Below are 22,710 nucleotides of genomic sequence, written 5' to 3'. Positions count from 1 at the left end.
AGCCGGATCGGGGCGAGGCAAATGGCCCCGACGCAGACCGTGTCATGAAGAATCCGGACGCCATCGCCGTCATCGTCTCAGCGCTCCGCCACGTCCATGGTGACGACATCGCGCGGATGATGCTGGTCGAAGGCATGAGCCTCGCCAATCTGATCGATGCGATGTTTTCGGCGCCGCTGACGCACCGCGAGGCCGTTCGGGCGATAACCGATGGGCTCGACGACTTCGTCATCACGCCGGACCTGGGGCTGATATGGCACCTCAAATACATCTACGGAGACGAGCCAGGCTCCCTGCATGTCGTGGACATGGAGATCGCCACGCCCGATGGGACGCTGGCGAGCCGCGACGTCTGGCTTCGTCTCGCCTCCTGAGCAAGGCATCGCCGGAACGCGGCGGCTTGTCCAACCTTATGCCTTTGTCATGCGCTAATGGTCCGTGGTCGAACAGGAAAGCATACCATGCCGCTTCGCAATGTCGTCGTCGCATTTCTCGTGATGGTCTCACTCGGTGCGGCGCATGCGGCGCCGCGGTGGATGAACCTGCCGCCGACGCCGACCTTGCCCAAAGCGGTGCAGAGCGGCTTCGCGCCCGTCAACGGCATCAAGGTCTGGTACGCCGTGTTCGGCCACGGCGAACCGGTGGTCCTGCTGCATGGCGGTCTCGCCAATTCCAACTACTGGGGCCATCAGGTCCGCGCGCTGCAGCGGCACTATCAGGTCATCGTCATGGACAGCCGCGGCCATGGCCGCAGCAGCCGCAATCAGGAGCCTTATGGCTACGACCTGATGGCTTCCGACGTGGTCGCCCTGCTCGATCATCTCAAGATCAAAAAGGCCGCGATCGTGGGCTGGAGCGACGGGGCGATCATCGGCCTCGACATCGCCATGAAGCACCCGGAGCGGGTCAGCAGGCTGTTCGCCTTCGCGGCGAACTCGGATCCGTCGGGCGTTGCGGATATCGCCTCGAGCGACGTCTTCAACGCCTACATCGCGCGGGCCGGCGATGAGTACAAGCGCCTCTCGCCAACGCCGACCGAATATCAGGGCTTCGTCGCCGAGATTACCAAGATGTGGGAGAGCCAGCCGAAATGGACGGCCACGGATCTCGCCGCGATCAAGGTCCCGACCTGGATCGTCGATGGCGACCATGACGAGGCGATCAAGCGCGACAACACCGAGTTCATGGCCGCGAACATTCCCGGCGCCGGCCTCCTGATCCAGCCGGCGGTCAGTCACTTCTCGTTCCTGCAGGATCCCGAGCAGTTCAATGAGGATGTGCTGCGGTTTCTGGAGCGACGAGATGCGTCGAAGTAACGGAAACTCCGTGTCCCGGACGCGCTGCAACGTGCAACGTTGCGGCGCAGAGCCGGGACCCGGGAAGCGACACGCGGGATGCGGAGACATGGGCCCCGCTCTGTAGCGTCCGGGGCACCAGATCGTATTGTGGGAACGGCGCAAGAGCGCCTTTGCCCACCCTACGAGACTGCCTTTGTTGCGAGCGCAAGTGCATCCACGACGTCATTGCGAGCGCAGCGAAGCAATCCAGAGCCTTTCCGCGGACGCATTTATGGATTGCTTCGCTGCGCTCGCAATGACGGGGGACCGCCGTTATCTCGCGGCTTTCGCCCGATCCTTCACGGGGATCACGAGCTTGAGGCCGGACCAGATGTCGTTGACGGCGCAGATCTTGATGTCGACGAGGCCGTTCGCCAGCGCGGTTTCGCGCACCAGCGCTTCGGTGACATCGGTCGTGATGCCGGACGCCTTCTTCGGCCACGATGCCCAGATCATCCCGTCGGGCGCGATCGCGTTGCGGTAGCTGCGCAGCTTTGCAGCGAGGCCTTTGGCCTCGGCTGCGAACACATGCACCATGTCGAGCGGAGGCTTGGCGGCCTTTGCGATCCGCACGCCGTCGGGCAATTCGCCGACGACGTCGTCATAGGCAATCGCAAGCCCGTCCACGAAAATACAAAAGCCCGGCTTGATGCCGAGCTTCTGCACAACAGGTTTGCCGGAATATCCGGCCATGGCAGGTGACCGTTACGCCTGCGGCTGCGGCTCCAGGCCGGGATCCGCATCGGGCCGCGGACGCGGCGACTTGCCGGCCGGGGGCACGGCGGAGGCGCGCGGCGTGGCCGGCTCGAGCACGGACTCGCGGTTCGGCTTCTTGCCCTTGAGCAGATCGACGATCTCGTCGCCGGTCAGCGTCTCGAACTCGAGCAGGCCCTTAGCGAGGGCTTCGAGGTCGGCGTGCTTCTCGGTCAGGATGCGGGTTGCTTCCTTGTAGCCTTCCTCGACCAGGCGCTTGATCTCGGAGTCGATCTTCTGGACGGTCGCTTCAGAGGCGTTCTGCGTGCGCGACACCGACATGCCCAGGAACACTTCGTCCTGGTTCTCGCCGTAGGACACCGTGCCGAGCTCTTCCGACAGGCCCCAGCGCGTCACCATCATGCGGGCAAGGCGGGTGGCCTGCTCGATGTCGGAGGCGGCACCCGAGGTCACCTTCTCGCGACCGAAGATCAGCTCTTCGGCGACGCGGCCGCCCATCATGATGGCGAGGCGCGAGGTCATCTGCTCCAGGGACATCGACAGCTTGTCGCGCTCCGGGAGCTGCATGACCATGCCGAGTGCACGGCCGCGCGGAATGATGGTTGCCTTGTGGATCGGATCGGTCGCGGGCACGTTGAGGCCGACGATGGCGTGGCCGCCCTCGTGATAGGCCGTCAGCAGCTTCTCTTCCTCGGTCATGACGAGCGACTTGCGCTCGGCGCCCATCATCACCTTGTCCTTGGCTTCCTCGAACTCGGCCTGCGTCACCATGCGCTTGTTGCGGCGGGCAGCGGTGAGCGCGGCTTCGTTGACGAGGTTCATCAGGTCGGCGCCGGAGAAGCCCGGGGTGCCGCGCGCGATGGTCTTGAGGTTGATATCGGGAGCCAGCGGAACCTTGCGGACATGCACCTTGAGGATCTGCTCGCGGCCGACGACGTCCGGATTTGGCACCACGACCTGACGGTCGAAGCGGCCGGGACGCAGCAGGGCGGGATCGAGCACGTCGGGACGGTTGGTCGCGGCGATCAGGATCACACCCTCGTTCGCCTCGAAGCCGTCCATCTCGACCAGCAACTGGTTCAGCGTCTGCTCGCGCTCGTCATTGCCGCCGCCGAGACCGGCGCCGCGATGACGACCGACCGCGTCGATTTCGTCGATGAAGATGATGCAGGGCGCGTTCTTCTTGGCCTGCTCGAACATGTCGCGGACACGGGAGGCGCCGACGCCGACGAACATTTCGACGAAGTCCGAACCCGAAATGGTGAAGAACGGCACGTTGGCTTCGCCCGCGACCGCGCGCGCGATCAGGGTCTTACCGGTGCCGGGAGGGCCGACCAGCAGCACGCCGCGCGGAATGCGGCCGCCGAGGCGCTGGAATTTGCCGGGGTCGCGCAAGAATTCGACGATCTCCTGCAGGTCCTGCTTGGCCTCGTCGACACCGGCGACGTCCTCGAAGGTGACGCGGCCATGCGCCTCGGTGAGCATCTTCGCACGCGACTTGCCAAAGCCCATCGCCTTGCCGGCGCCGCCCTGCATCTGCCTGGACAGGAAGATCCAGACGCCGATCAGCGCGATGAAGGGCAGCCAGGAGACCAGCAGCGAGACGAACCACGGCACGTTGTCGCCGGGCGGCTTCGCGGTGATCTGCACCTTGCTGTCATAGAGGCGCTTCACCAGCGTCGGGTCGTTCGGCGCGTAGGTCTGGAAGCTCGAGCCGTTGGTGAAGGTGCCGTGGATATCGGGCCCCTGGATCACGACGTCGCGCACATTGCCGCGGTCAACTTCGCTCAGCAGCTGGGAGAAGGCGATGTCCTGCGAGGAGGCCCGCTGGCCCGGATTCTGGAAGAGCGTGAACAACGCCAACAGCAGCAAAACAATGATGACCCAGAGGGCGAAATTGCGCAGATTGGCGTTCATCGATCTTCCTTCGTGGTCGCGCGGATCGCGGCCTCATCCTTGGGCTCTACGAGGAAATCCCCAAGGAATCCTCATCGTTAGACGCATACAATTTAGGTGCCGCCCCGCTCGCTGCCAAGGGAACGAGATGGGACTATTTAGCCCATCTTAGGGCGATTCCCGCTGAAATAATGGCGACCTAACCGGGGTTTTTCCTGCCTGGTTAAGGTGTCCTGACAATGGCGCGCGGAAACGGCCGGTGTCATGATCCGCCCTCATCCGCCCTTCCGGCTCCCTTGGGAGCGCCGGACTGGCGCAGGCGCGATGTGGATACGCCCCCCGGCAAGGCTGATCAAGGCTCCCGCAAGGGTCTGCTTCAGGATGGCGCGGCCATTTGCGGCTGCGCGGGGGCTCGCGGTGAGGGTCTGATTCATAGCTTGATCGAGCGTGGCCAGCAGGGTCTCGGCCTTGCCGAGTTCCGCCGGCCCTTCGTGGCCTAGCGCGTCGATGGCTCGCAGCAGGAGCCGCAGCCGGACTTCTTCGGGCAGGCTGGCGAAGGCGCTAGCCTCGAAGCTGCGAACGCCGGGTTGCGGCTGTTGGCCGCGATCGCGCAAACGCAGGAAGCGCTCGGCGCCGTCGCTCAGGATCTCGATCGCCGCGTTCGCCCGGGCGAGCCGCGCCGAGAGCCGCACCAGCGTGCGGGCATCGCCGCCTTCGCTCGCGAGCTGCGGCAACAGCGCGCGAAGCCGCGGCCGCGTGTAGGCCGCGTCGCGGTTGGTGGGATCCTCGGCAAAGCCGATCCTGGCCCGCTTCAGCGTCGCGATGAGCTGCGATTTCGGGACATCGAGCAGCGGACGCGCCAGCACGAGGCCATCGCGCCGCGACAGCCGCGCCATCGCCGACAGCCCGGCGATGCCGCTGCCGCGGAACAGCCGCATCAGCACCGTCTCGGCCTGGTCGTCGCGCGTGTGCGCCGTCAGCACATGGCTTGCGCCGACGGAGCGCGCGGCTTGCGCCAGCAGGCGATAGCGGGCCTCGCGCGCCGCGGCGGGCAAACCTCTTGTCGGCTTTGCGCCGCGCCAGCGCAGCGTCCGGTGCGTCAAGCCAAGCTCGGTCGCGAGCCGCTTGACCTCGCGCGCCTCGCGCGCGGCCTCCTTGCGCAGGCCATGATCGACGGTGACGACGGTGAGCTGCGGGCCGCGGGCAAGGCTGCGGCGCCAGCGCGCTGCGAGCCACATCAGCGCGACCGAGTCCGGCCCGCCGGAGACCGCGAGCACCAGCGCGGGCGCGTGTCTCAGCTCGGCAAAGAGCTGCTTTGCCGCACGCGCGGAAATCGGAGCATTGTCGTCGTCTGACATGACGCGGCCCAGCGGGATGGCGGGCGGCACTTTAGCGCGGCCCCATCCGTCTTGTCAGCGATCGCCGCAGCAGATCAGCACTTCACCCGCTTCTGCTCGCGGTCGACGGCGGCTTTGACGCCAGCCGAGGCGCGCGGATATTTGCGGCCGACCTCGCCGAAGGCGGCGCAGGCGGCCTCCTTCTCCTTCAGCGCGGCGAGCGACTGGCCGAGCCGCAGCAGCGCATCCGGCGCCTTGGCCGATTTGTCGTATTTGGTGGTGACCGCGAGGAAGGCTTCGGCGGAATCGCGATATTGCTGGCGCTGGAAATAGCTTTCGCCGAGCCAGTATTGCGCATCGCCGAGCAGCGGGTCGTTGGGATATTTCGCCGCAAAATTCTTCATGGTCTGCTCGGCTAGCGCGTAGTCCTTGCGCTGCATGTAGCCGATGCCGAGGTCGAACTCGTCGCGCGGCGTCGCCGAGGGCGGCAGCGTTGCGAGCGCCGGACCATTGCCCTGCGCAGGATAGCCCTGCTGGGCTGGCGGATAGCCGGGCTGAGCCTGCGGATAGACCTGCTGGGGCGGCGCTGCGGCCTGCGGATAGCGGCCGCCATTGGCGCTGAGATCGAGCGGCTGCTGGCCGCCGCCGAGGGCGCGCGGCGCGCCGGGCGCATTCGGATTCTGGTTCGGATCGAACGCATCGCCGCGGCGGCGGCTGCCGGGGGCACCGGGGCCGGGCTGCTCCTGCACGATCGGCGCCGGCGAAGCGACCTGCGGCTGCTCGTAGCCCGGCTGCACGGCCTGCGGCTGCTGGCGATAGGCTGGCGCAACCTGGGCCGGCGGCACGGCCGCGACATTGGGCTGGGCCGGCGCCTGGCCGGGCGCTGCCCCTTGCGCGCCGCCTTCGAGCTGGCGGATGCGGTCCTCGAGCTGGCGGTTGCGATATTGCAGCTCCTCGTTCTGGCCGGTGAGCTGGCGCAGCTGGTTCTCCAGCCGCTCGATCCGCATCTCCGGATCATCATCGGTCTGCGCGAAGACAGGCGTGCACAAAGCGAGCAGCGCGGCGATGGCCACGGTGCCGGTAAAGACCTTAAATCTGGATGACATCTTGCCCTGACGACAAAAGCGAAATGGCCTGCGACGGAACATGCGACGCGCCACACATTGAAGGGGAGTACGCCAAAACTGTGACTGCCACCAAGAGGTTTTAGGTCACAGATCGCTGAAACGAAACCGGCGCCCGTGAGGGCGCCGGCATCATCGGATTCCAAACATGAACGGCGGCTGACTGAAGCGTCAGGAGCTCGCGTTCAGCACGGTCACAGCGCGACGGTTCTGCGACCAGCAGGAGATATCGTTACACACCGCCACGGGGCGCTCCTTGCCGTAGGAGATCGTGCGCATGCGGTTCGGGTCGATGCCGCGCGAGGCGAGGAACGAGCGCACCGACTGGGCTCTGCGGGCGCCGAGCGCGATGTTGTACTCGCGGGTGCCGCGCTCGTCGGCGTGGCCTTCGATGGTGAAGGAGTAGCGCGGATAGGTCTGCAGCCACTGCGCCTGCTTCTCCAGGGTCACGATCGCCTGGGGGGTCAGATCGGTCTGGTCGCTCTCGAAGAACACGCGGTCGCCCACGTTCACCACGAAATCTTGCTGGCTGCCCGGGGTCGCCGCACTCGCATTGGCGTCCAGACCTGCATTGGTCTTGGCACACGCCCCCATCGACAGCGCGATGGCAACCACTGCAGCCAGCTTCAATCCCTGGAGGATACGCATAGGATTAGTCATTCCGGAGCCTCCACGCTCACGTTCGTCCACTGCTGTCCGGTCTACAGGGGGTTGGTTAAGCGAACGTTCCGTCAACCTTATCGGAACCTTGCCTCAGCCGGTCAAATGCCCCCAACCAGCGAAAAGCACCCATCATGGTTAATGGGTTGTAAATGTGGCGCGAGGGTGAAGGCAAGCGGCGTTGACGGGCAAAAACGCCCCATCCCGTCACAATTGCGGACTTTTCCGGGGGCGTCGAGCGGCGCTTGCCGAGGCCTGAGGCCGCATCCGGGCAAGGGGCGGACGTGGCGCGGCTCAGACCAGGGTGGCAGCGGACGCAGCGCGCGACACCAGCACCGGCCGGGACACCATTTGGGTCTGGGCGGGGCGCTCGAACAGCATCCGTCGCTCGAACGCGCTCGAGCGCATGATGGGAAAGCGCGTCAGGACCCGCTCCCGGAGCGTGGAGAAATCGGAGGCCATCAGGACCACCTTCCGCGAGTGCCAGCCCGGGAACGGACGCGGCTCGGTGAGGGTCTCGTGCAGGAAGATGCGGCGATAGAACGCCTGGTGATCCGTCCGCACCATCGCAAGTCCGAGATCGGCATTGAAATGGTCGCAGGCCAGATAAGCGAGCCGCAGCGTCAGATAAGGCAGTTCGGGAAAGCGCTGGCTCTTGTCCGGCTCCGCAGCGAAACGCGCCGGATCGACCAGAACCTCACCGCGATCAAGGCGCGGGTGAAGCACGTCGCCGAACAATTCGCTGGTGTAGGACATCCGCAACTCGGACGTCAGGACGTGAAGGCGCAGAGAGCTGCAGAGCTCTCCGTCGAGATAGATCCCGAAAATCCAGGCGTTGGGCGCGTCGTCGTAACTGTCGACAATGCGCTGGGACGCCGACGGGTTAATCAGCCCGCCGTGCAAGTACGCCCTGTAGCGCATCGCGTAGACCGCATCACGATCTTCGGGAGTTTCGATAAGGCGATAGTCGAGCCGATCGAACAACCCTGCGCCCCGCGCTTCAAACGGCGCTCGCGGTTCGGCTCTAGACTCCATCTGCTACTCCCAAACTCGCGAGCAACTTCCGCGAGTGTGGAAGAGATTAATGACTCCTTAACAGGATTGCAAAGGGTTCGAACCGTTAGGGTTAAGGATCGACCCCCGCAAAAACCCGGAGAAGCGCAGCGAAGTACCGCAGACTTGCCAACGTCTGGGCGCAGGAGGCCGCGGCAAGGCGCGGCCGACAACTGCCCGTCCTTGCGGACATCAGCCTGACCTCCCATCTTGCCGTGGTCGTCTCAGTTCAAAAGCAGTTGGCCGAGGAGAAGGACACGCCATGGAAGGTCCCGCAAATCTCGCCGAGAAGCTCGCAACGTTCGCTGACCGTTTCTCGCCGCGCACGATTGCGACCTACAACAACAACGACATCATGGTGGCCAAGCTCGAGGGGCCATTTCACTGGCATAAGCACGACGACACCGACGACTTCTTTCTTGTGCTCAAGGGGACGCTCGACATCGAGCTGCGGGATCGCACGGTCACGCTGAGCCCCGGCGAGGTCTATGTCGTGCCCAAGGGAGTTGAGCACCGGCCCGTGGCGCGCGGCGAAGTGCACATTCTGCTGATCGAGCCTACGGGTACGCCGAACTCGGGTGACAAGGCGATGGCGGCGCCCCGCATCCTCGCCTGATCGCTTACATCCAGACGCTGCGCTCTTCGACGCGACACGCCAAGCGAGCGGCCGCTCCGAGTATTTCAGCGACTTGCCCGTTTTAGGAGGACTTGTCGCGCCGGTCCCGTTCGGCGACACTGGGGGTATTTCAAGCAAGTATTTTAAAGGGGGCCTTCATGCCCGAAGCATTGGAAAGCCTGCTGTGGTGTGCAGCGCTCGCGACATGGCTGATGATCCTGTTCAGGATCGTGGGCGAGCACTTGAAGCCTGCCGCAAAGCTCCTCGGCCATCTGGTCGAAGCTGCTTTCAGATACCGGATGAAGTGACTTCAAGTCGCGACCTCAAACGCGCTGCTTTGGCAGCTGCCGCAACGACAGCCCTGCGCGCAAATCGCTTGCGGCAGGACGAGCGAACCAGGCGCGGTTAGCCCGACCGAGCAGCTGTGAGCAAGGCTAGCGTGCCAGCTTGCGATCGAGGGAGAAACGGCCTGCTCCGGTGACGAGGACCAATAGCGCGCCTCCGATGATCGAGACGTTCTTCAGGAAATTGTTGTACTGCCCAATCTGTTGTGCACCGGCGGGATATTCCCAGTAGCGATGCGCGATCGCAGTCGCCGACAGCACGAACAGGCAGACCAGAACGGCGCAGTAGCGCGTGCCAAGGCCGAGTATCAAACCGACCGACATCACGACTTCCAATGCGACGGCGATTGCCGTGAACAGCTGAGGCACGGGAACGTTCAGCGAGCGAAAATAGCCGACCGAGCCGGCGAAGTTGGTCAATGCGCCGTATGCGCTTCCAACGAAGACCCATGCCAGCAGGATCCGGCCGATCAGGATGAGCAGGTCGGCATTGGCGGTGGCGAACTGGTCGATCCGGGATGTGGACCAGGACGAGCGGAACAGCATGGTCACTGCCTCATCGCTTTGTTGCCTTCAGACGGCACCTGAATATGGATGACCGTATCACGATCGGCGCACCGGATGAAGCGCTTGGCGGATGCCGCGCTGCAAACGTTGCGTCTCGGAGATCGACCAAACGGCCGGGAGGCGGATGAGTAACCCCGGGGCGATTTGCGAACATCGCCCTTTCTCACTGCCGATGCACGGCCACCTGCCATCCGCGCAAGTGCGAGGCGGATACGCCAGACCGCGGCTAACGGCGGGCTTTCCCTGGCGCAGGTTCACTGCATATGATTTGCTCGAGCGCAGTCACGGGGGACACATTCGTGGTTCACGCACGCGTCGAGCGTAGGCTGGCGGCAATCCTGGCGGCGGACGTAGCCGGCTATTCACGGCTCATGGGTGATGACGAGGAAGGCACTCTTGCCGGATTGAAGGCGCATCGCCGGGAGCTGGTCGACCACAAACTCAAGTCGCATCGCGGACGGCTTATCAAGACGACCGGCGACGGAATGCTCGTGGAATTTTCGAGCGCCGTCGAAGCGGTGCAATGTGCGGTCGAAGTGCAGCGCGGGATGGTCGGCAGGAATGCAAGAGTCCCTCCTGACCGGCGCATCGAATTCCGTGTGGGGATCAATGTCGGGGACATCATCGAGGACGAAGGCGATATCTTCGGAGACGGCGTCAACGTAGCCGCACGTCTCGAAGGCATGGCGATGCGCGGCGGCATCTGCATTTCCCGTCAGGTCCTTGATCAGATCGACGGCAAGCTGAAGCTCTCGTTCCGCGAGCTGGGCCGGCAGAACCTCAAGAACATCACCCGACCGATCGAGGTCTACGCTATCGATCTGGACAAGCACGGCTCTCCGGCCGCGCGCGTGCTGTCGGCGGCCAATCTCAAGCAGGAAATCCGCTATTGCAGGGCCACGGACGGCGTACGGTTGGCCTATGCGAAGGTTGGAAGCGGACCAGGATTATTGAGATCGGCGCATTGGCTCGGACATCTCGAGCACGACTGGGAGTTTCCGCTCTACCGGGACTTCCTGCTCGGGCTTGCTTCGTCATTCACGCTGGTCCGGTACGATGCCCGTGGCAACGGCCTTTCGGATTGGGATGTCGGCGAGCTCTCGCTCGATGCATGGGTCAAGGACATGGAATGCGTGGCGGATGCGGCCGGCCTCGACCGGTTTCCGCTTCTGGGGTTCTCGCAGGGCTGCGCCGTGTCGATTGCCTTTGCGGTCCGCCATCCCGAGCGCGTGTCGCACTTGATCCTGTACGGCGGGTTTGCCGTCGGCGCCAACAAGAATCCAAATCTTTCGGCCGCCGATCGGGAGCGATTCGCAGCAATGAAAACACTGATGAAGCTGGGTTGGGGTGCGGATGAGCCGACCTTCCGCCAGCTCTTTACATCCTCGATGTTGCCGACCGCCACAAAAGAGCAGGTCGATGCCTTCAATGAACTCCAACGCCTCAGCGCCTCGGCGGAGTCTGCAGTACGTTACCTCGAAACGGTAGCCAATTTCGACGTGCGCCCCCTGCTCAAGGACATCAAGGTCCCTACGCTCGTGATGCATGTTCGAGACGACCGCAGGGTTCCAATCTCTTTGGGCCGGGATATGGCAGCGGAAATTCCGGGGGCCCGGTTCGTTGCCCTGCCCGGTCAAAATCACATGCTGCTATCGCAGGATCCGGGCGCACCAATTTTCCAGGAAGAAGTGCGTAATTTCATCCTCTAGCGGAACGATCGCGAGGAGATCGAGACGACCTGAGGCTCGCCGAGGTGGCGACCATGGGAGGCGTCGAGCAGCTGACGGATGCGGACGGCTGGAACGGGCCGGCTGAACAGATAGCCCTGCCCTTCCGAGACGGTGCCGTCGGCGCTGATCAGCTCGAGCTGCTCGTTGGTCTCGATGCCCTCGACCACGACCGACATGCCGAGATCGGCGGACAGCCGCGCCACGCCGCGGAGCAGCGTCAGCGGCCGGTCGGTGTCGATGCCTTCGAGGAAGGAGCGGTCGATCTTGACCTTCTGCATCGGGAAGTTGTGCAGATAGCTGAGGCTGGAATAGCCGGTGCCGAAATCATCCAGCGAAATGCGCACGCCGAGCGCGTGCAGTTGCGACAGGATGTCGTGGGTGAGCTGGGTGTTGCGCAGCAGCGAGGACTCGGTGATTTCGATCTCGAGGCGATGCGCCGGCAGGCCCGACACTTCGAGCGCGTAGCGGATCTCGCTCAGCACGTCGCGCTGGTGGAATTGCTGCGGCGAGAAGTTGACGGCGACGCTGACGGCCTCCGGCCACTTCATGCATTCCATGCAGGCACGGCGCAGGATCCAGCGGCCGAGGTCGACGATCAGGCCCATGTCCTCGGCGACGGGGATGATGTCGATCGGCGAGACCGTGCCGCGCACCGGATGGTTCCAGCGCAGCAGCGCCTCGCAGGTGGTGATCTTGCCGGACTTCAGATTGACCAGCGGCTGATAGAACAGCTCGAACTCCTCGTTGGCCAGCGCCTTGCGCAGGTCGAGCTCGAGGATGCGGCGCGCCTCGACGGTCGCCGCCATCTCGTCGCGGAAGAAGCAGAACGTGCCGCGGCCGTCGGCCTTGGCCCGGTATAGCGCCATGTCGGCGTTCTTGAGCAGGATGTCGGCGCTGGCGCTATCCGGCGAGGTCAGCGCGATGCCGATGCTGGCGCCGATCTCGACCAGATGATTGTCGATGCGGTAGCGCTCGCTCAGGCGCTCGACGATGCGGCGGGCGAGGCTCGCGGCGTCCTCGGGCGAATTGATGTTCTGCTGGAATACGACGAACTCGTCGCCGCCGAAGCGGGCGACGAAATCCTCCGGCCGCAGCATCTCGCGCAGGCGGTTGGCGACCGCGCAGAGCAGCCGGTCGCCGCAGGGATGGCCGAGCGTGTCGTTGACCTGCTTGAACTGGTCGAGGTCGACGAACAGCAAGGCGGAGAGCCGTTCGGCATGGTTCGAGGCCGCGAGCAGGGATTCGATCTCGTTGCGGAAATGGACGCGATTGGGCAGCGCCGTCAGTTCATCATAGCGGGCAAGATGCGTGATCTTGGCCTCGGCATTGCGCCGCTCGGTCACGTCCTCGAGCAGCACCACCGCGCCTCCGTCGGCCATCGGCTGGACGGTCCAGGACAATGACCGGTTTCGCTCCTGATCGGGATCGACGGTGACGATTTCCCTCGCCAGCGCGCTCTCGATCGCTGCGATGATCATCTCGGCGCTCGCAGCCGAGATCGAGCCGGAGCTGACGCACGCGCCCAGGACATCACGCGCGCTGATGCCGCGGCGAATGAGCTCGTCGGGCAGGCTCAGCATCTCGCTGAACCGGTGATTCATCACTGCAAGCTGCCTGTCGACGCGGAACATGCACAGGCCGTGCGGCATGTTGTTCAGGGCCGTGTCGAACTGGCCGGCAAGCGCCGCTTCGCGTTCACCCGCCAGGACCGCCCGCATGAATATTCTGTGCAGATTGGCCGAGAGTTGCATGATCGCAAGCAGGAACGCGGCGCTCACGATCGACATTGCGATGTAGTAGGGCGTCCCATGCGACGCCAGCGCGATGACCGCGGGAGCGAACATGAGGCCGGCCTGCAGCCAGTAGATCGACGGCCGCCCGTAGGCTCGTCCCGCGCCTCCACCGACGATCCCCGTGGTGATGGACAGAGCGATCATGTGGACGACGGCGTCGTCGGTGCTCACAAGTGCCAGGCCGCACCATATTCCAATGGCAGCGGCCTGGATCAGCGCCCCGATCAGGTAGCGCCTCTGCCAGAGATCGGCGTCCTGCGCGCTCAGGCTCGATTTGCGAGGCAGGAAGCGCAGCATGTCGAACAGGCGGAGCGCTCCGGCCAGGATGATCAGCGCCACCGTCGACCAGGTCAGAATCTGTCCGGTCCTCAGCGCGGTGATGGCCGCCCCGATGGCGACGAAGACGATTCCCGCAAACAGCGGAGCAGGCGCTTCGAACAGAGAATCATTCAGCGCCGCCGCCGCCGTGGGCGCGGCCTGTCCTCGATCGGATTTTCCGGTCTGGCTTGCGAACTGCATCTTCGTTTGTACGCGCGTCCTGTTCGGCGCGTACTTTTACCCACATCAGATGAAGCCTTTCTGAGGGAACATCGTTAAAGTCGAGTTGTTTTTCGGCAATAGCGAAACTATTTCTGCTGAAATATCAAGCAACTAGGCAAGCCTTGCCGGGCGCAAGGTAAAGGAAAGCTTGCCGCGCGCACGGAAACCCGAAAAATCGGCGATTCTTTTTCGAAAGATCGCGCGTTGCCAACGCGCGATCGAAATTCGGCCTATTGGCCCGCGGTGGCGGACAACAGCGGCGACCACGCCGGATCGGAAGCGAAGCCCGGCGTCGGCACCTTCAGCTCGTTGCGACCGGAGATGTCGACCGAGTACAGCGACGGCCCGGCGTTGCCGCCGGGATCGCGGAAGAACATCAGCACGCGGCCGTTCGGCGAAAAGGTCGGGCCTTCATTGTGATAGCCAGAGGTGAGGAGCCGCTCGCCGGTGCCGTCGGGCTTCATGACGCCGATCGAGAACTGCCCGCCGCCCTGCCGGGTGAAGGCGATGTAGTCGCCCTTCGGCGACCATACCGGCGTCGAATAGGTCGCGTTGTTGTCATCCTTGGAGAAGGAGATGCGCTGCGCCTGTCCGCCGCCTGCCGCCATGACATAGATCTGCGACCGGCCGCCGCGATCGGATTCGAAGCAGATGCGGGTGCCATCAGGCGAGTAGGACGGAGACGTGTCGATTGCCGGCGTATCGGTGAGGCGCGTGGTCGAGCGCGAGCGAAGGTCCATCACGAACAGGTTGGAATTGCCGCCCTGCTGCAGGCTCATGATGACGCGCTGGCCGTCCGGCGAGAAGCGCGGCGCGAAGGTCATGCCCGGGAAGTTGCCGACGATCTCGCGCTGGCCGGTCTCAATGTTGAAGAGATAGACCTTCGGATCGCCCTGCCCGAACTCCATGTAGGTGATTTCTTGCGAGTTCGGCGAGAAGCGCGGCGTCAGCACGAGGTCGGAGCCGCGGGTGAGATAGCGCACATTGGCGCCGTCCTGGTCCATCATGGCGAGCCGCTTGACGCGCCGCTCCTTCGGCCCGGTCTCGTCGACGAACACCACGCGGCTGTCGAAATAGCCCTTCTCGCCGGTCATCTGCTCGTAGATCTGGTCGGAGATGATGTGGGCGATCCGGCGCCAATATTCCGGCGAGGTGAAATATTGCTGGCCGGCGAGCTGCTGGCCGGACAGGACGTCCCACAGGCGGAATTCGGCTTTGAGGCGACCGTCCGGCTGCCGCGTCATGCGGCCGGTGACGAGGGCCTGCGCGTTGAGCGTCTTCCAGTTCTGGAATTGCGGCGCGACGTCGATGTTGCTGATGCGCTCGATGAAGGCAGCCTGGTCGATTGGGGCAAACAGGCCCGAGCGCTTCAGATTGTTGGTGATGACCTGCGTGACGCCATTGCTGACATCGCCGTCGGCGGGCGAGCCCGGCACGAAATTGGTGATGGCGATCGAGATGGGCTGGAATCCGCCGGGACCGACTTGAATCCGCCCCTGCGCGATTGCGGCGCGTCCGGCCAGCAGAGTGACTGTCGATCCCGCGGCCGCGATGAACCCACGTCGCGTCAGAAATGGCATCTTGTGCACCTGAGTCAATTTACGTCTCATCTACTGCTGATCTTTCATATCGAAAGTCAGCGCAATCGTTTTCCAAGTATCGTACTGGGCCTTGGGCAAGAATGCGTAGGCCTGACACTCTTGGATAGCACGCTTGGCACTCTCCGCCATCGCATTTGCAATTGTCCGAGACGGTCCTCGTACGGCGACGATCACAGGCACTGAAGCGAGCGTGCCATCGGGACGCATCTGTATGTCGATGTCGGCGGCAAACTGATCCTTGTCCTGAGCATCGTAAGGGAAATTGAAGCAGTGCTTGACAGCTGCAACAAAAGCTCCCTGCCAGGTCGCAACGTTGCTTGCGGCCGTCCCTGATGTCGAGCCCAATGAGGCGGATGCATTCAGCGCTGCCCCCGTCAGCTCGTGCCGGGTGGCAGCCCGCTTGTCGAGGTCACGGGCAATCTGCGCGGGGTCGAAGGTGCGCTCCTTGGGCTTCGGCTGCGGCTGCACCGCGGCGACCTTCTGCTCCACGGGCTTGGGCGGCGGCTTCTTGGTCTCCAGCTTCTTCTGAAGCTCGGCGATCGGATCTTCCTTGGCCGGGTCAGGCTTCTTTTCCTGCGGCTTCGGCTCTTCCTTCGGCTTGGTCTCGGCGACCGGCTTGGGCGGATCGGGCTTCTTCTCGACCGGCTTTTCGACGGGCTTGGGCGGCGTGTCGGGGGTCGAATTGGTCTTGATCAGCTCTTTCTTCTCGGTGACCTTGCCGACGGCATCTTCCTCGGGCTTTGCCTCGGCGATCTTCTCGACCTTTGGCTTCGGCTCCTTCTTGTCGCCGGTCTTCTGCCCCGACATGATCCGCGCGAGCTGATCGCTGGAGATGATGTCGACCGGAAGCGACTCCTGCGCGATGTATGCCTTGCTGCTAAAGGTGAGCAGGCCCCATCCCAGCACGAGGACGTGGAGGGCAATCGACGCAACCAGTGTCTTGTCGACCTTCACCTTCACTGGCCTAAGACCCCTGATCCGCTTCGGTGACGAGCGCCAGCTTCTTGAAGCCCGCGCCCGACAGCCGGCCCATCACCTGGGCCACGGTGCCGTAATCCGCCTTCTTGTCGGCGCGGAGATAAATGCGTTCCTCGAGCCCGCCGCGCGCGTCCGTGATCGCCTTCAGCTTCGGGACCAGATCGTCGATCGCGATCTCCTGGTCGTTAATGAACACCTTGCCCTTGATGTCGACCGACATCTGGATGGGTTTCTGGTCGCTCTGATCGAGGCTCTTGGCCTGGGTCTGCGGCAGATCGAGCGGCACGCCGACGGTCAGCAGCGGCGCCGACACCATGAAGATGATGAGCAGCACCAGCATCACGTCGACCATCGGCGTGACGTTGATCTCGGCCATGACCGGCTTGCGCCGGCTGCGGCGCCCGCCGCCTCCGGACGAACTGCCTAGGTTCATGCCCATGGCTTGGTGCCCAATCTCGCCTTCACACTATCCATGCCGTCCGTCAGCCCCGTTCGTCGATCTGGCGGGACAGGATGGCTGAAAATTCATCCGCGAAGCCCTCGAGCCGCTGGGCCTGCCGGTTCACCTCGGACGTGAACTTATTATAGAAAATAGTGGCAGGAATGGCGGCGATAAGGCCGACCGCGGTCGCAAACAGCGCCTCCGCGATACCGGGCGCCACCACCGCCAAAGAGGTATTTTTGGAGGCGGCGATCGACTGGAAGCTCGACATGATGCCCCAGACCGTGCCGAACAGGCCGACGAAGGGGCCGGCCGAGCCGACGGTGGCGAGCACCAGCAGCCGGCGCTCCAGCCGCTCGACCTCGCGGGCGATCGAGACGTTCATGACCTTGTCGATGCGCATCTGCAGCCCTGCGACCGAGCGGGCGTGGCTCTCGAAGGAACGCTTCCATTCGCGCATCGCGGCGACAAAACAGGCCGCCATGGAATGGGTCGGCTTGGCCGAGAGCGTGCGATAGAGCTCCTCGATCGACTCGCCGGACCAGAATGCCTGCTCGAACCGGTCCATCGAGCGGCGGGTGCGGGCATAGAGGAAGATCTTGTCGATCGCGATGGCCCAGACCCAGACCGAGCACGACAGCAGGCCCAGCATGACGCATTTCACGATCCAGTGAGCCTGCCAGAACAGCGCGATCAGCGACACGTCGGCGGAGGCGGCAACCGGAAGGGCAGACTGAGCCACGTCGGCCGGATTCATCAGCAAGTTCCTCTCAAGGCGATCGTTACCTAATGCCCCGGCTAGCCAAATGGCCGGTTCCCCAATAGCCGCGCCAGAACCGGCGCGGCCGGCAAGCCCGCTCAAAGCCTTGTCTTTCTGGGGTACAGGGGGCCTGTCCAAAGCCGCCGCCTGCATTCCCTGCCAAGATGTCAAAACTAAGGGCCTCGACAACAGCTCCGGGCGCGATTGTCCATAATTACCAGAGCCCGGTGATAGTTAATGCCGGGTTACCGAGGACGAATTTGGCTGCGGAAAAGGCAATAAGGCCAAGGGATTTGGCCGAGAAGTCGGTCTGGGATCCCGGGCCCGAAGCCAAGGCATGAGAACCCGCCGCCCCACCGGAACCCGGATTTCAAGCCCTGCTGCCGGGCAGACCAATCAGGCCGCGTTCGTCACCGCGCTGGTCCGCCTTGCCTCAAGCGCCCGCTGCAAGGCTGCAACGAATGTTGCGACGCGCGGCGCGTCGTTGGCCGACGCCGTGTCACGGGCCGTGACCGAGAGACAATCGACGGGGTTCTTGCCCACGAGCTCTCGCATCTGGGCAAAAGCCTGGTCACTGCCGGCTCCTCCAAGCGTGCAAAAGAACGCCACGGCAGGAAGTCTCGGCTTGTTTGCAAGCAGGTACGCTCGCGTGGGCGAAGAGAGCGACCAAGCCCAGACCGGCGTCCCGATCACAACGAGATCGTAGAGCGATGGGTCCCTGACTGCAGCGACGATGCGCGAGGGAATATGACGTCGCGCTTCGATCACCGATCGCAGATAGCCGAACACCCCGCGCCGGCTGCCCACCTCGACGATCTCTTCGCAGTCACAGGACAGCGCAGCCGTGATCGATTGGGCAATTTTGCGCGTTGTACCGGTCCAGGAATAATAGACCACGAGTACCCTTGCGTTCGCCATCGTCATGCTCCCCGCATGTGCCTAGCCAACTACATCGCCATAGCCGTGGAGACGGGTTGATACACGTCAACCTGCACCGGGATTTGTCGCCTCGGCGCAACCCTGTCAGGATCGAGCAAGCCAATTCCCTGCGGAATCGGTCCGTTCAGGTCGCGATCGGACAGGGCCGACAGCAGCACGCAAGGCCTGCGTCGCAGGGACGCACGCCGCCCTCCGTGGGACTACGAGCTTGCGTACCAAATACCTGGAACCCTATAGTCGGTCGAGTTTCGGTCGACGACTGCGTACACGAACGGCTCGGTCCGCACGGACAATCCGCGTCCAGTGAGCGGCAATCAATCCGCCACGCAGCCTGCCCGGAATGTATCCGCAAACACCTCGCAAGCCCCGCGGTGGCCTGCCAACCGCGGGTTTTTCGTACGCGGCGCTCTGGGCGCTTCTGAACAAACTCCAAGTCCCCTTTGATCCAAGGTCACGCTGAATGCCCAACGCCCCCGCCGACGACCAGCACGACGACATCATGTATCCCTCCGTCGTGCCGTTCCTGCTGGTCCATCTCGGCTGCGTTGCAGCGATCTGGTCGGGAATCACCTGGCAGTCCGTCGCGATCTGCGTGTCGCTGTATGTCCTGCGCATGTTCGCGATCGGGGCCGGCTACCACCGCTATTTCTCCCACAAGGCGTTTGCGACCGGCCGGATGTTTCAATTCATCCTGGCCTTTCTTGCGCAAAGCAGCGCGCAGAAGAGCGTGTTGTGGTGGGCGGCCAAGCATCGGCATCATCATCTGCATTCCGATACCGAGAACGACGTGCATTCACCGCGGCACCGCGGCTTCCTCTACAGCCATGTCGGCTGGATTTTCGACCGGCGGCACGACGCGACCGAGCTGGTGAAAGTCGGCGACCTCACTGTCTATCCCGAGTTGATGTGGCTGCATCGGCTCGAACTGCTGCCGGCGGTCGTGCTTGCGGTGCTCTGCTTCGTCGGTGCGGGATGGCCCGGCCTCGTGGTCGGATTCCTGTGGAGCACCGTGCTGCTGTATCACGCGACCTTCTGCATCAATTCGCTCGCCCATGTGCATGGGCGCAAGCGCTACGTGACGGGCGACGATTCCCGCAACAACTGGCTGCTGGCGCTGCTCACCTTGGGTGAGGGCTGGCACAACAACCACCACGCCTATCAGAGCAGCGTGCGACAGGGCTTTCGCTGGTGGGAGATCGACCTGACCTATTACGCCCTGAAGGTCCTGTCCTGGTTCGGGATCGTCTGGAGCATGAAGGCACCGCCCGAGCTGGTGCTGCGCAACGAGCAGCCGCTCGGCGCGCGCGTCATCAATCGCGCCGCTCGCGAGCTTGCCAGCCGCTTCGACGCTCATGCCCTGGCGCATGCGATCTCGTCGGCGCTGCACCGGGCTGATCTCGCCCAGCTGCAACTGCCGACACTGCATGACATCCTGAATCGCGCGCATGATGGCGTCGACGCGCTCACGCATCTGCATTTGCCGAAGATACCGACCCGCGACGAGTTTCTTAACGAAGCCAGGGCGATCTTCGCGCGAACGCGATCACTCAACGAGATTGTGGACCACGCCTACGAGCACTTCCTGGCTTCGGTCCGCGCGCAGCTCGCGACAGTGCGCTGAAGCTCGCGGTCCGGCCGAAACTGCCTGCGCAGGCTGAGCGCATAAAGCCAGCCGCCTGCCGCAACGAAAGCGGGAAGGACGAACAGCGCGAAATCGCGGAGCAGGATCATGGATCGAGGCCCGCTTTCGCGAAAGTGATCGCGCGGTCGAGCGCAAGGCTGGCGAGAAAATAGAGAAAGCTGGCCAGAAAGAACTTCCAGGATTCGCCGACTTGCCAGTGCGGATAGAGCTCGACCTTGGTCGGCCATCGATTGAGGAATGCGATCGCCACGGGAATAAAGCCCCCGAACCGATTGAACAAAGAGCTGGCGCGCTCCAACAGCGCGATGCGCTTATCGATCTGCTGGCGTTCGGCTTCGGTCATGATCAGATCCGCTGGCGCGGGGGGCGCTGTCACGACTTGGTCGCGCCTCGCACGGATCGGGTTCTATCGCGCAGCGCGGTCTTGTGGATGGCTGTAGACGACACCGCAGAGCTGACGGCCGCAGGTCCGGAAATGGCAATCGGGATCACCGGCGCAGCTGCCGTAGACGAAGCTCATACAGGTCAGGACCGCGACGGCGGTCACGCCGAGCAACAGGCGGGTGGTGAGGTCCATGGGCTTTGGTGTCGGCAAACCGTGTTGCGGTTCGGGGACAAGCTCGCATAGCGCACTGTCATGGTCCGCGCTTATCCAAGCCATGACGACGTCATTCAAAAAACCAAACCGCCCGCCTGCGGGATGCGCGGGCGGGCGGCTCGGAGCCATCAGGACTTTGGGGGCATGCGCCTGAAGGCTTTGAAAGGTGTCAGCCTTCAGATCAGCCTTGCTGCTGGTCGGTCGGCGGCGGGGTCGGCCGCGTCTTGTGCTGAGCCATGAACTGGTCGAACTCTTCCTTGTCCTTGGCGTGGCGCAGACGGTCGAGGAAGTTCTTGAACTCGACCTGCTCTTCCTCGAGACGGCGCAGCGTCTCAGTGCGGTATTCGTCGAAGGCGCGGTTGCCGGACGACGGCGGACCGAAGCCAAAGCCGCCGAAGCCACGGCGCTCCATGCGGTCGCGCATGCGGTCCATCTTGTACTGCATCCGCTCCATCTTGTTCTGCCAGCGATCCGAGTTGCTCCAGCACGACATTCTTCTGCTCCCGAGTGTGAAAAAGAGAAGGGCGAGTCCGATCGGCCACCAGATGATGAAGCCGAGAATGGTCACGGCGATCCAGCCAGGGTGCCAGGGCGTATCGAGCATGTGGGGCCGCTCGTACTGTTGGTATTGATCCGAGGGGCCGCGCCAGCGATTGACATCAGCGGTGTAGGCCATTTCCCTTCTCCATCACGGCATCAGCGCCGTTGTGAATGTAAATAACATTTACATAGCTAGACCATCCCGCGATTTTGTCAAGCTGGCGGCCTGACAAGCCCGCGTGATTATTTGCGCAACTTTATTTCGGCTTGCCCCAGGGTCCGCCGGGCGGCACGCCCGAACCGGAGGACGCCTCCGGCGGCACCGGCGGCGGCTCGGCGCCCTTGCCTGCGGGACGGCGGTCGGTGGGGAAGCCGAGGCCGCGCAGATAGATCAGCACCTCGGCCTCGAGCAGTTCGTCCGGCGACATCGGCAGCTTGCGTCGCGCGGCATCGCCGCGGGAGAACAGCGAGGCGACGCCATGCGACATCGACCAGATGTGCAGCGCCATCATCATCGCCGGCGGGCGCGGCATGCCGGGCGGCGCCAGCGCAGCGAGCCGTTCTGCGGCAGCGCGGATGATGTTGAAGGCGCGTTCGCTCGCCGCCTGCAGCGCAGGATTGGCATCGACCGGCAGGCCTGATTCGAACATCGCGTTGTAGAAGGCGGGCTCCTCGCGGGCGAAGGCGAGATAGGCCCGGCCGACGCGCTCGAAGGCGGTGAGGGTATCGGGGCGCCCGTCGTCCCAGGCCGCGGTCAATCGCGCCTCGAACTGCTCGAAGCCGCGCTGGGCGATCGACGACAGCAGCTCGTCGCGATCGCGAAAATGCCGGTAAGGCGCCGCCGCGCTGACCCCGGCCATGCGCGCGGCATCGGCAAAGGTGAAGCCGGCCGCCCCCTTCTCGGCAATCAGCCCGAGAGCGGCCTGCAGAAGTGCTTCCTTCAGATTGCCGTGGTGATAGCCGCGCTCGGCGCGGCGCTGCTCCTTGCGCCAGCTCATGTGAACGACTTTTACATGAGCTGTGCGTGAAGGTCACTAGTCCCCTCACCGTCATTCCGGGGCGAGATTTTCGGGTTCGGTCTTGCGGACCGCCCCGGAACGACGATCGGCCCTAGCCGCCCGGGATCGGCAGCACCGGCATGATCTCGATGCGTTCGCCGGGGAAGATCGCGAAATGCGGGTGGTTCTCGAACATTTTCGCGGCGGCCTCGTGGGACGCGGCCCGGACCACGGTGAAGGCGCCCATCTCGTTGGCGATGTCGGTGATGCCCTTGTTGTCGACCTTCTTGGTCTTGCCGAGCGGGCCGCCCATCGCCTGGATCGCGCCCTGATGCTTCTCGACCCAGCCCTTCCAGGCCGCCATGCCCTCCATCTCCTTCGCCTTGCGCTCGGCGTCGGACAGCGCATTCCACGCAGCCATTTTCGGACTGGTCTTGCTGCCGAGGAAGACAGCGAGATAGGTATCGTTGCTCATCGGTTTGCTCCCTTGTTGATGGATGG

The 22,710-nt window shown here is 63.8% G+C and carries 24 protein-coding genes; 6 read left to right on the top strand and 18 right to left on the bottom strand.

The features are described 5' to 3' along the window. Positions 1-44: 44 nt before the first annotated feature. Together XH89_RS06230 and XH89_RS06225 are read left to right on the top strand one after the other, a co-directional pair. Entirely contained in the window at positions 45-374 is a 330-nt protein-coding gene (locus XH89_RS06230) for a hypothetical protein (protein WP_194466233.1), read from the top strand. Positions 375-461: 87 nt separating this feature from the next. Next, positions 462-1,316: an alpha/beta fold hydrolase gene (locus tag XH89_RS06225; protein WP_194466232.1), complete on the top strand. Its 855-nt coding sequence runs from the start codon at positions 462-464 to the stop codon at positions 1,314-1,316. 294 nt (positions 1,317-1,610) lie between these two features. On the opposite strand, the gene XH89_RS06220 is transcribed toward XH89_RS06225, so the two are convergent. The 6 genes from XH89_RS06220 to XH89_RS06195 all read right to left on the bottom strand — a co-directional run bounded on the left by XH89_RS06220 (position 1,611) and on the right by XH89_RS06195 (position 8,103). Continuing rightward, the gene (locus tag XH89_RS06220) at positions 1,611-2,030 is read right to left on the bottom strand and encodes a DUF3052 family protein (RefSeq protein ID WP_194466231.1); all 420 of its coding nucleotides are present in this window, start codon (positions 2,028-2,030) and stop codon (positions 1,611-1,613) included. A gap of 12 nt (positions 2,031-2,042) precedes the next feature. Then, entirely contained in the window at positions 2,043-3,968 is a 1,926-nt protein-coding gene (gene ftsH, locus XH89_RS06215) for an ATP-dependent zinc metalloprotease FtsH (RefSeq protein WP_194466230.1), read from the bottom strand. 254 nt (positions 3,969-4,222) lie between these two features. After that, positions 4,223-5,305, bottom strand: coding sequence for a tRNA lysidine(34) synthetase TilS (gene tilS, locus XH89_RS06210; RefSeq protein WP_194466229.1), 1,083 nt, complete (start codon positions 5,303-5,305; stop codon positions 4,223-4,225). Between the two features lie 74 nt (positions 5,306-5,379). Next, positions 5,380-6,390, bottom strand: coding sequence for a tol-pal system protein YbgF (gene ybgF, locus XH89_RS06205; RefSeq protein WP_194466228.1), 1,011 nt, complete (start codon positions 6,388-6,390; stop codon positions 5,380-5,382). A 189-nt stretch (positions 6,391-6,579) separates the two neighbouring features. Beyond that, the gene (pal, locus tag XH89_RS06200) at positions 6,580-7,068 is read right to left on the bottom strand and encodes a peptidoglycan-associated lipoprotein Pal (protein WP_194466227.1); all 489 of its coding nucleotides are present in this window, start codon (positions 7,066-7,068) and stop codon (positions 6,580-6,582) included. A 294-nt stretch (positions 7,069-7,362) separates the two neighbouring features. Then, positions 7,363-8,103: a hypothetical protein gene (locus XH89_RS06195; protein ID WP_194466226.1), complete on the bottom strand. Its 741-nt coding sequence runs from the start codon at positions 8,101-8,103 to the stop codon at positions 7,363-7,365. Positions 8,104-8,383: 280 nt separating this feature from the next. Here XH89_RS06195 and XH89_RS06190 point away from each other — a divergent pair, with 280 nt between their 5' ends. Both XH89_RS06190 and XH89_RS06185 read left to right on the top strand, forming a co-directional pair. Further along, the gene (locus XH89_RS06190; protein ID WP_194466225.1) at positions 8,384-8,737 is read left to right on the top strand and encodes a cupin domain-containing protein; all 354 of its coding nucleotides are present in this window, start codon (positions 8,384-8,386) and stop codon (positions 8,735-8,737) included. A gap of 158 nt (positions 8,738-8,895) precedes the next feature. Next, positions 8,896-9,045, top strand: a complete 150-nt coding sequence (locus XH89_RS06185) for a hypothetical protein (RefSeq protein ID WP_194466224.1) — start codon at positions 8,896-8,898, stop codon at positions 9,043-9,045. Positions 9,046-9,171: 126 nt separating this feature from the next. Here the strand turns inward: XH89_RS06185 and XH89_RS06180 are convergent, their stop codons facing one another. Further along, on the bottom strand, positions 9,172-9,627 hold the full coding sequence (locus tag XH89_RS06180; protein ID WP_194468387.1) for a DoxX family protein: 456 nt from the start codon (positions 9,625-9,627) through the stop codon (positions 9,172-9,174). Positions 9,628-9,947: 320 nt separating this feature from the next. Between XH89_RS06180 and XH89_RS06175 the strand changes: the two genes are divergently transcribed. Beyond that, complete coding sequence (locus XH89_RS06175) at positions 9,948-11,357, top strand: alpha/beta fold hydrolase (RefSeq protein ID WP_246767751.1); 1,410 nt, start codon at positions 9,948-9,950, stop codon at positions 11,355-11,357. Here the strand turns inward: XH89_RS06175 and XH89_RS06170 are convergent. The 6 genes from XH89_RS06170 to XH89_RS06145 all read right to left on the bottom strand — a co-directional run bounded on the left by XH89_RS06170 (position 11,354) and on the right by XH89_RS06145 (position 18,416). Beyond that, on the bottom strand, positions 11,354-13,690 hold the full coding sequence (locus XH89_RS06170) for a bifunctional diguanylate cyclase/phosphodiesterase (protein WP_194466222.1): 2,337 nt from the start codon (positions 13,688-13,690) through the stop codon (positions 11,354-11,356). The two genes, XH89_RS06175 and XH89_RS06170, sit on opposite strands and share 4 nt — an antisense overlap. A 251-nt stretch (positions 13,691-13,941) precedes the next feature. Further along, the gene (tolB, locus tag XH89_RS06165; protein WP_371825221.1) at positions 13,942-15,291 is read right to left on the bottom strand and encodes a Tol-Pal system beta propeller repeat protein TolB; all 1,350 of its coding nucleotides are present in this window, start codon (positions 15,289-15,291) and stop codon (positions 13,942-13,944) included. Positions 15,292-15,321: 30 nt separating this feature from the next. After that, on the bottom strand, positions 15,322-16,272 hold the full coding sequence (locus XH89_RS06160; RefSeq protein WP_194466221.1) for a protein TolA: 951 nt from the start codon (positions 16,270-16,272) through the stop codon (positions 15,322-15,324). Between the two features lie 4 nt (positions 16,273-16,276). Further along, positions 16,277-16,729, bottom strand: a complete 453-nt coding sequence (gene tolR / locus XH89_RS06155; RefSeq protein ID WP_194466220.1) for a protein TolR — start codon at positions 16,727-16,729, stop codon at positions 16,277-16,279. 43 nt (positions 16,730-16,772) lie between these two features. Continuing rightward, on the bottom strand, positions 16,773-17,489 hold the full coding sequence (gene tolQ, locus XH89_RS06150; protein WP_027532430.1) for a protein TolQ: 717 nt from the start codon (positions 17,487-17,489) through the stop codon (positions 16,773-16,775). A 399-nt stretch (positions 17,490-17,888) separates the two neighbouring features. Further along, positions 17,889-18,416, bottom strand: coding sequence for a flavodoxin (locus XH89_RS06145; protein ID WP_194466219.1), 528 nt, complete (start codon positions 18,414-18,416; stop codon positions 17,889-17,891). A gap of 475 nt (positions 18,417-18,891) precedes the next feature. Here XH89_RS06145 and XH89_RS06140 point away from each other — a divergent pair, with 475 nt between their 5' ends. After that, positions 18,892-20,052, top strand: coding sequence for an acyl-CoA desaturase (locus tag XH89_RS06140; RefSeq protein WP_194466218.1), 1,161 nt, complete (start codon positions 18,892-18,894; stop codon positions 20,050-20,052). A 106-nt stretch (positions 20,053-20,158) separates the two neighbouring features. On the opposite strand, the gene XH89_RS06135 is transcribed toward XH89_RS06140, so the two are convergent. From XH89_RS06135 to XH89_RS06115, 5 genes are all read right to left on the bottom strand, one after another. Then, entirely contained in the window at positions 20,159-20,416 is a 258-nt protein-coding gene (locus tag XH89_RS06135) for a hypothetical protein (protein ID WP_194466217.1), read from the bottom strand. Positions 20,417-20,479: 63 nt separating this feature from the next. Continuing rightward, positions 20,480-20,650, bottom strand: a complete 171-nt coding sequence (locus XH89_RS06130; RefSeq protein WP_194466216.1) for a hypothetical protein — start codon at positions 20,648-20,650, stop codon at positions 20,480-20,482. 202 nt (positions 20,651-20,852) lie between these two features. Further along, positions 20,853-21,347: a DUF2852 domain-containing protein gene (locus tag XH89_RS06125; protein ID WP_194466215.1), complete on the bottom strand. Its 495-nt coding sequence runs from the start codon at positions 21,345-21,347 to the stop codon at positions 20,853-20,855. A 121-nt stretch (positions 21,348-21,468) separates the two neighbouring features. Continuing rightward, positions 21,469-22,209, bottom strand: coding sequence for a TetR/AcrR family transcriptional regulator (locus XH89_RS06120; protein ID WP_194466214.1), 741 nt, complete (start codon positions 22,207-22,209; stop codon positions 21,469-21,471). Positions 22,210-22,321: 112 nt separating this feature from the next. Beyond that, entirely contained in the window at positions 22,322-22,684 is a 363-nt protein-coding gene (locus tag XH89_RS06115; RefSeq protein WP_194466213.1) for a hypothetical protein, read from the bottom strand. Positions 22,685-22,710: the final 26 nt, after the last annotated feature.

The sequence above is a fragment of the Bradyrhizobium sp. CCBAU 53340 genome (genome assembly GCF_015291645.1).
In the GTDB taxonomy this organism is placed as follows: domain Bacteria; phylum Pseudomonadota; class Alphaproteobacteria; order Rhizobiales; family Xanthobacteraceae; genus Bradyrhizobium.
This window is presented reverse-complemented; position numbering and strand designations above follow the sequence as displayed.

What these genes read in the sequence shown, in the direction of transcription:
- ftsH (WP_194466230.1), bottom strand. Translation starts at nt 3,968, where the DNA reads ATGAACGCCAATCTGCGCAATTTCGCCCTCTGGGTCATCATTGTTTTG.
- ybgF (WP_194466228.1), bottom strand. Translation starts at nt 6,390, where the DNA reads ATGTCATCCAGATTTAAGGTCTTTACCGGCACCGTGGCCATCGCCGCG.
- tolQ (WP_027532430.1), bottom strand. Translation starts at nt 17,489, where the DNA reads ATGAATCCGGCCGACGTGGCTCAGTCTGCCCTTCCGGTTGCCGCCTCC.
- XH89_RS06225 (WP_194466232.1), top strand. Translation starts at nt 462, where the DNA reads ATGCCGCTTCGCAATGTCGTCGTCGCATTTCTCGTGATGGTCTCACTC.
- tilS (WP_194466229.1), bottom strand. Translation starts at nt 5,305, where the DNA reads ATGTCAGACGACGACAATGCTCCGATTTCCGCGCGTGCGGCAAAGCAG.
- XH89_RS06185 (WP_194466224.1), top strand. Translation starts at nt 8,896, where the DNA reads ATGCCCGAAGCATTGGAAAGCCTGCTGTGGTGTGCAGCGCTCGCGACA.
- XH89_RS06135 (WP_194466217.1), bottom strand. Translation starts at nt 20,416, where the DNA reads ATGACCGAAGCCGAACGCCAGCAGATCGATAAGCGCATCGCGCTGTTG.
- XH89_RS06115 (WP_194466213.1), bottom strand. Translation starts at nt 22,684, where the DNA reads ATGAGCAACGATACCTATCTCGCTGTCTTCCTCGGCAGCAAGACCAGT.
- XH89_RS06125 (WP_194466215.1), bottom strand. Translation starts at nt 21,347, where the DNA reads ATGGCCTACACCGCTGATGTCAATCGCTGGCGCGGCCCCTCGGATCAA.
- XH89_RS06170 (WP_194466222.1), bottom strand. Translation starts at nt 13,690, where the DNA reads ATGCAGTTCGCAAGCCAGACCGGAAAATCCGATCGAGGACAGGCCGCG.
- tolR (WP_194466220.1), bottom strand. Translation starts at nt 16,729, where the DNA reads ATGGGCATGAACCTAGGCAGTTCGTCCGGAGGCGGCGGGCGCCGCAGC.
- XH89_RS06130 (WP_194466216.1), bottom strand. Translation starts at nt 20,650, where the DNA reads ATGGACCTCACCACCCGCCTGTTGCTCGGCGTGACCGCCGTCGCGGTC.
- tolB (WP_371825221.1), bottom strand. Translation starts at nt 15,291, where the DNA reads ATGCCATTTCTGACGCGACGTGGGTTCATCGCGGCCGCGGGATCGACA.
- pal (WP_194466227.1), bottom strand. Translation starts at nt 7,068, where the DNA reads ATGACTAATCCTATGCGTATCCTCCAGGGATTGAAGCTGGCTGCAGTG.
- XH89_RS06230 (WP_194466233.1), top strand. Translation starts at nt 45, where the DNA reads ATGAAGAATCCGGACGCCATCGCCGTCATCGTCTCAGCGCTCCGCCAC.
- XH89_RS06140 (WP_194466218.1), top strand. Translation starts at nt 18,892, where the DNA reads ATGCCCAACGCCCCCGCCGACGACCAGCACGACGACATCATGTATCCC.
- XH89_RS06190 (WP_194466225.1), top strand. Translation starts at nt 8,384, where the DNA reads ATGGAAGGTCCCGCAAATCTCGCCGAGAAGCTCGCAACGTTCGCTGAC.
- XH89_RS06145 (WP_194466219.1), bottom strand. Translation starts at nt 18,416, where the DNA reads ATGACGATGGCGAACGCAAGGGTACTCGTGGTCTATTATTCCTGGACC.
- XH89_RS06195 (WP_194466226.1), bottom strand. Translation starts at nt 8,103, where the DNA reads ATGGAGTCTAGAGCCGAACCGCGAGCGCCGTTTGAAGCGCGGGGCGCA.
- XH89_RS06120 (WP_194466214.1), bottom strand. Translation starts at nt 22,209, where the DNA reads ATGAGCTGGCGCAAGGAGCAGCGCCGCGCCGAGCGCGGCTATCACCAC.
- XH89_RS06220 (WP_194466231.1), bottom strand. Translation starts at nt 2,030, where the DNA reads ATGGCCGGATATTCCGGCAAACCTGTTGTGCAGAAGCTCGGCATCAAG.
- XH89_RS06180 (WP_194468387.1), bottom strand. Translation starts at nt 9,627, where the DNA reads ATGCTGTTCCGCTCGTCCTGGTCCACATCCCGGATCGACCAGTTCGCC.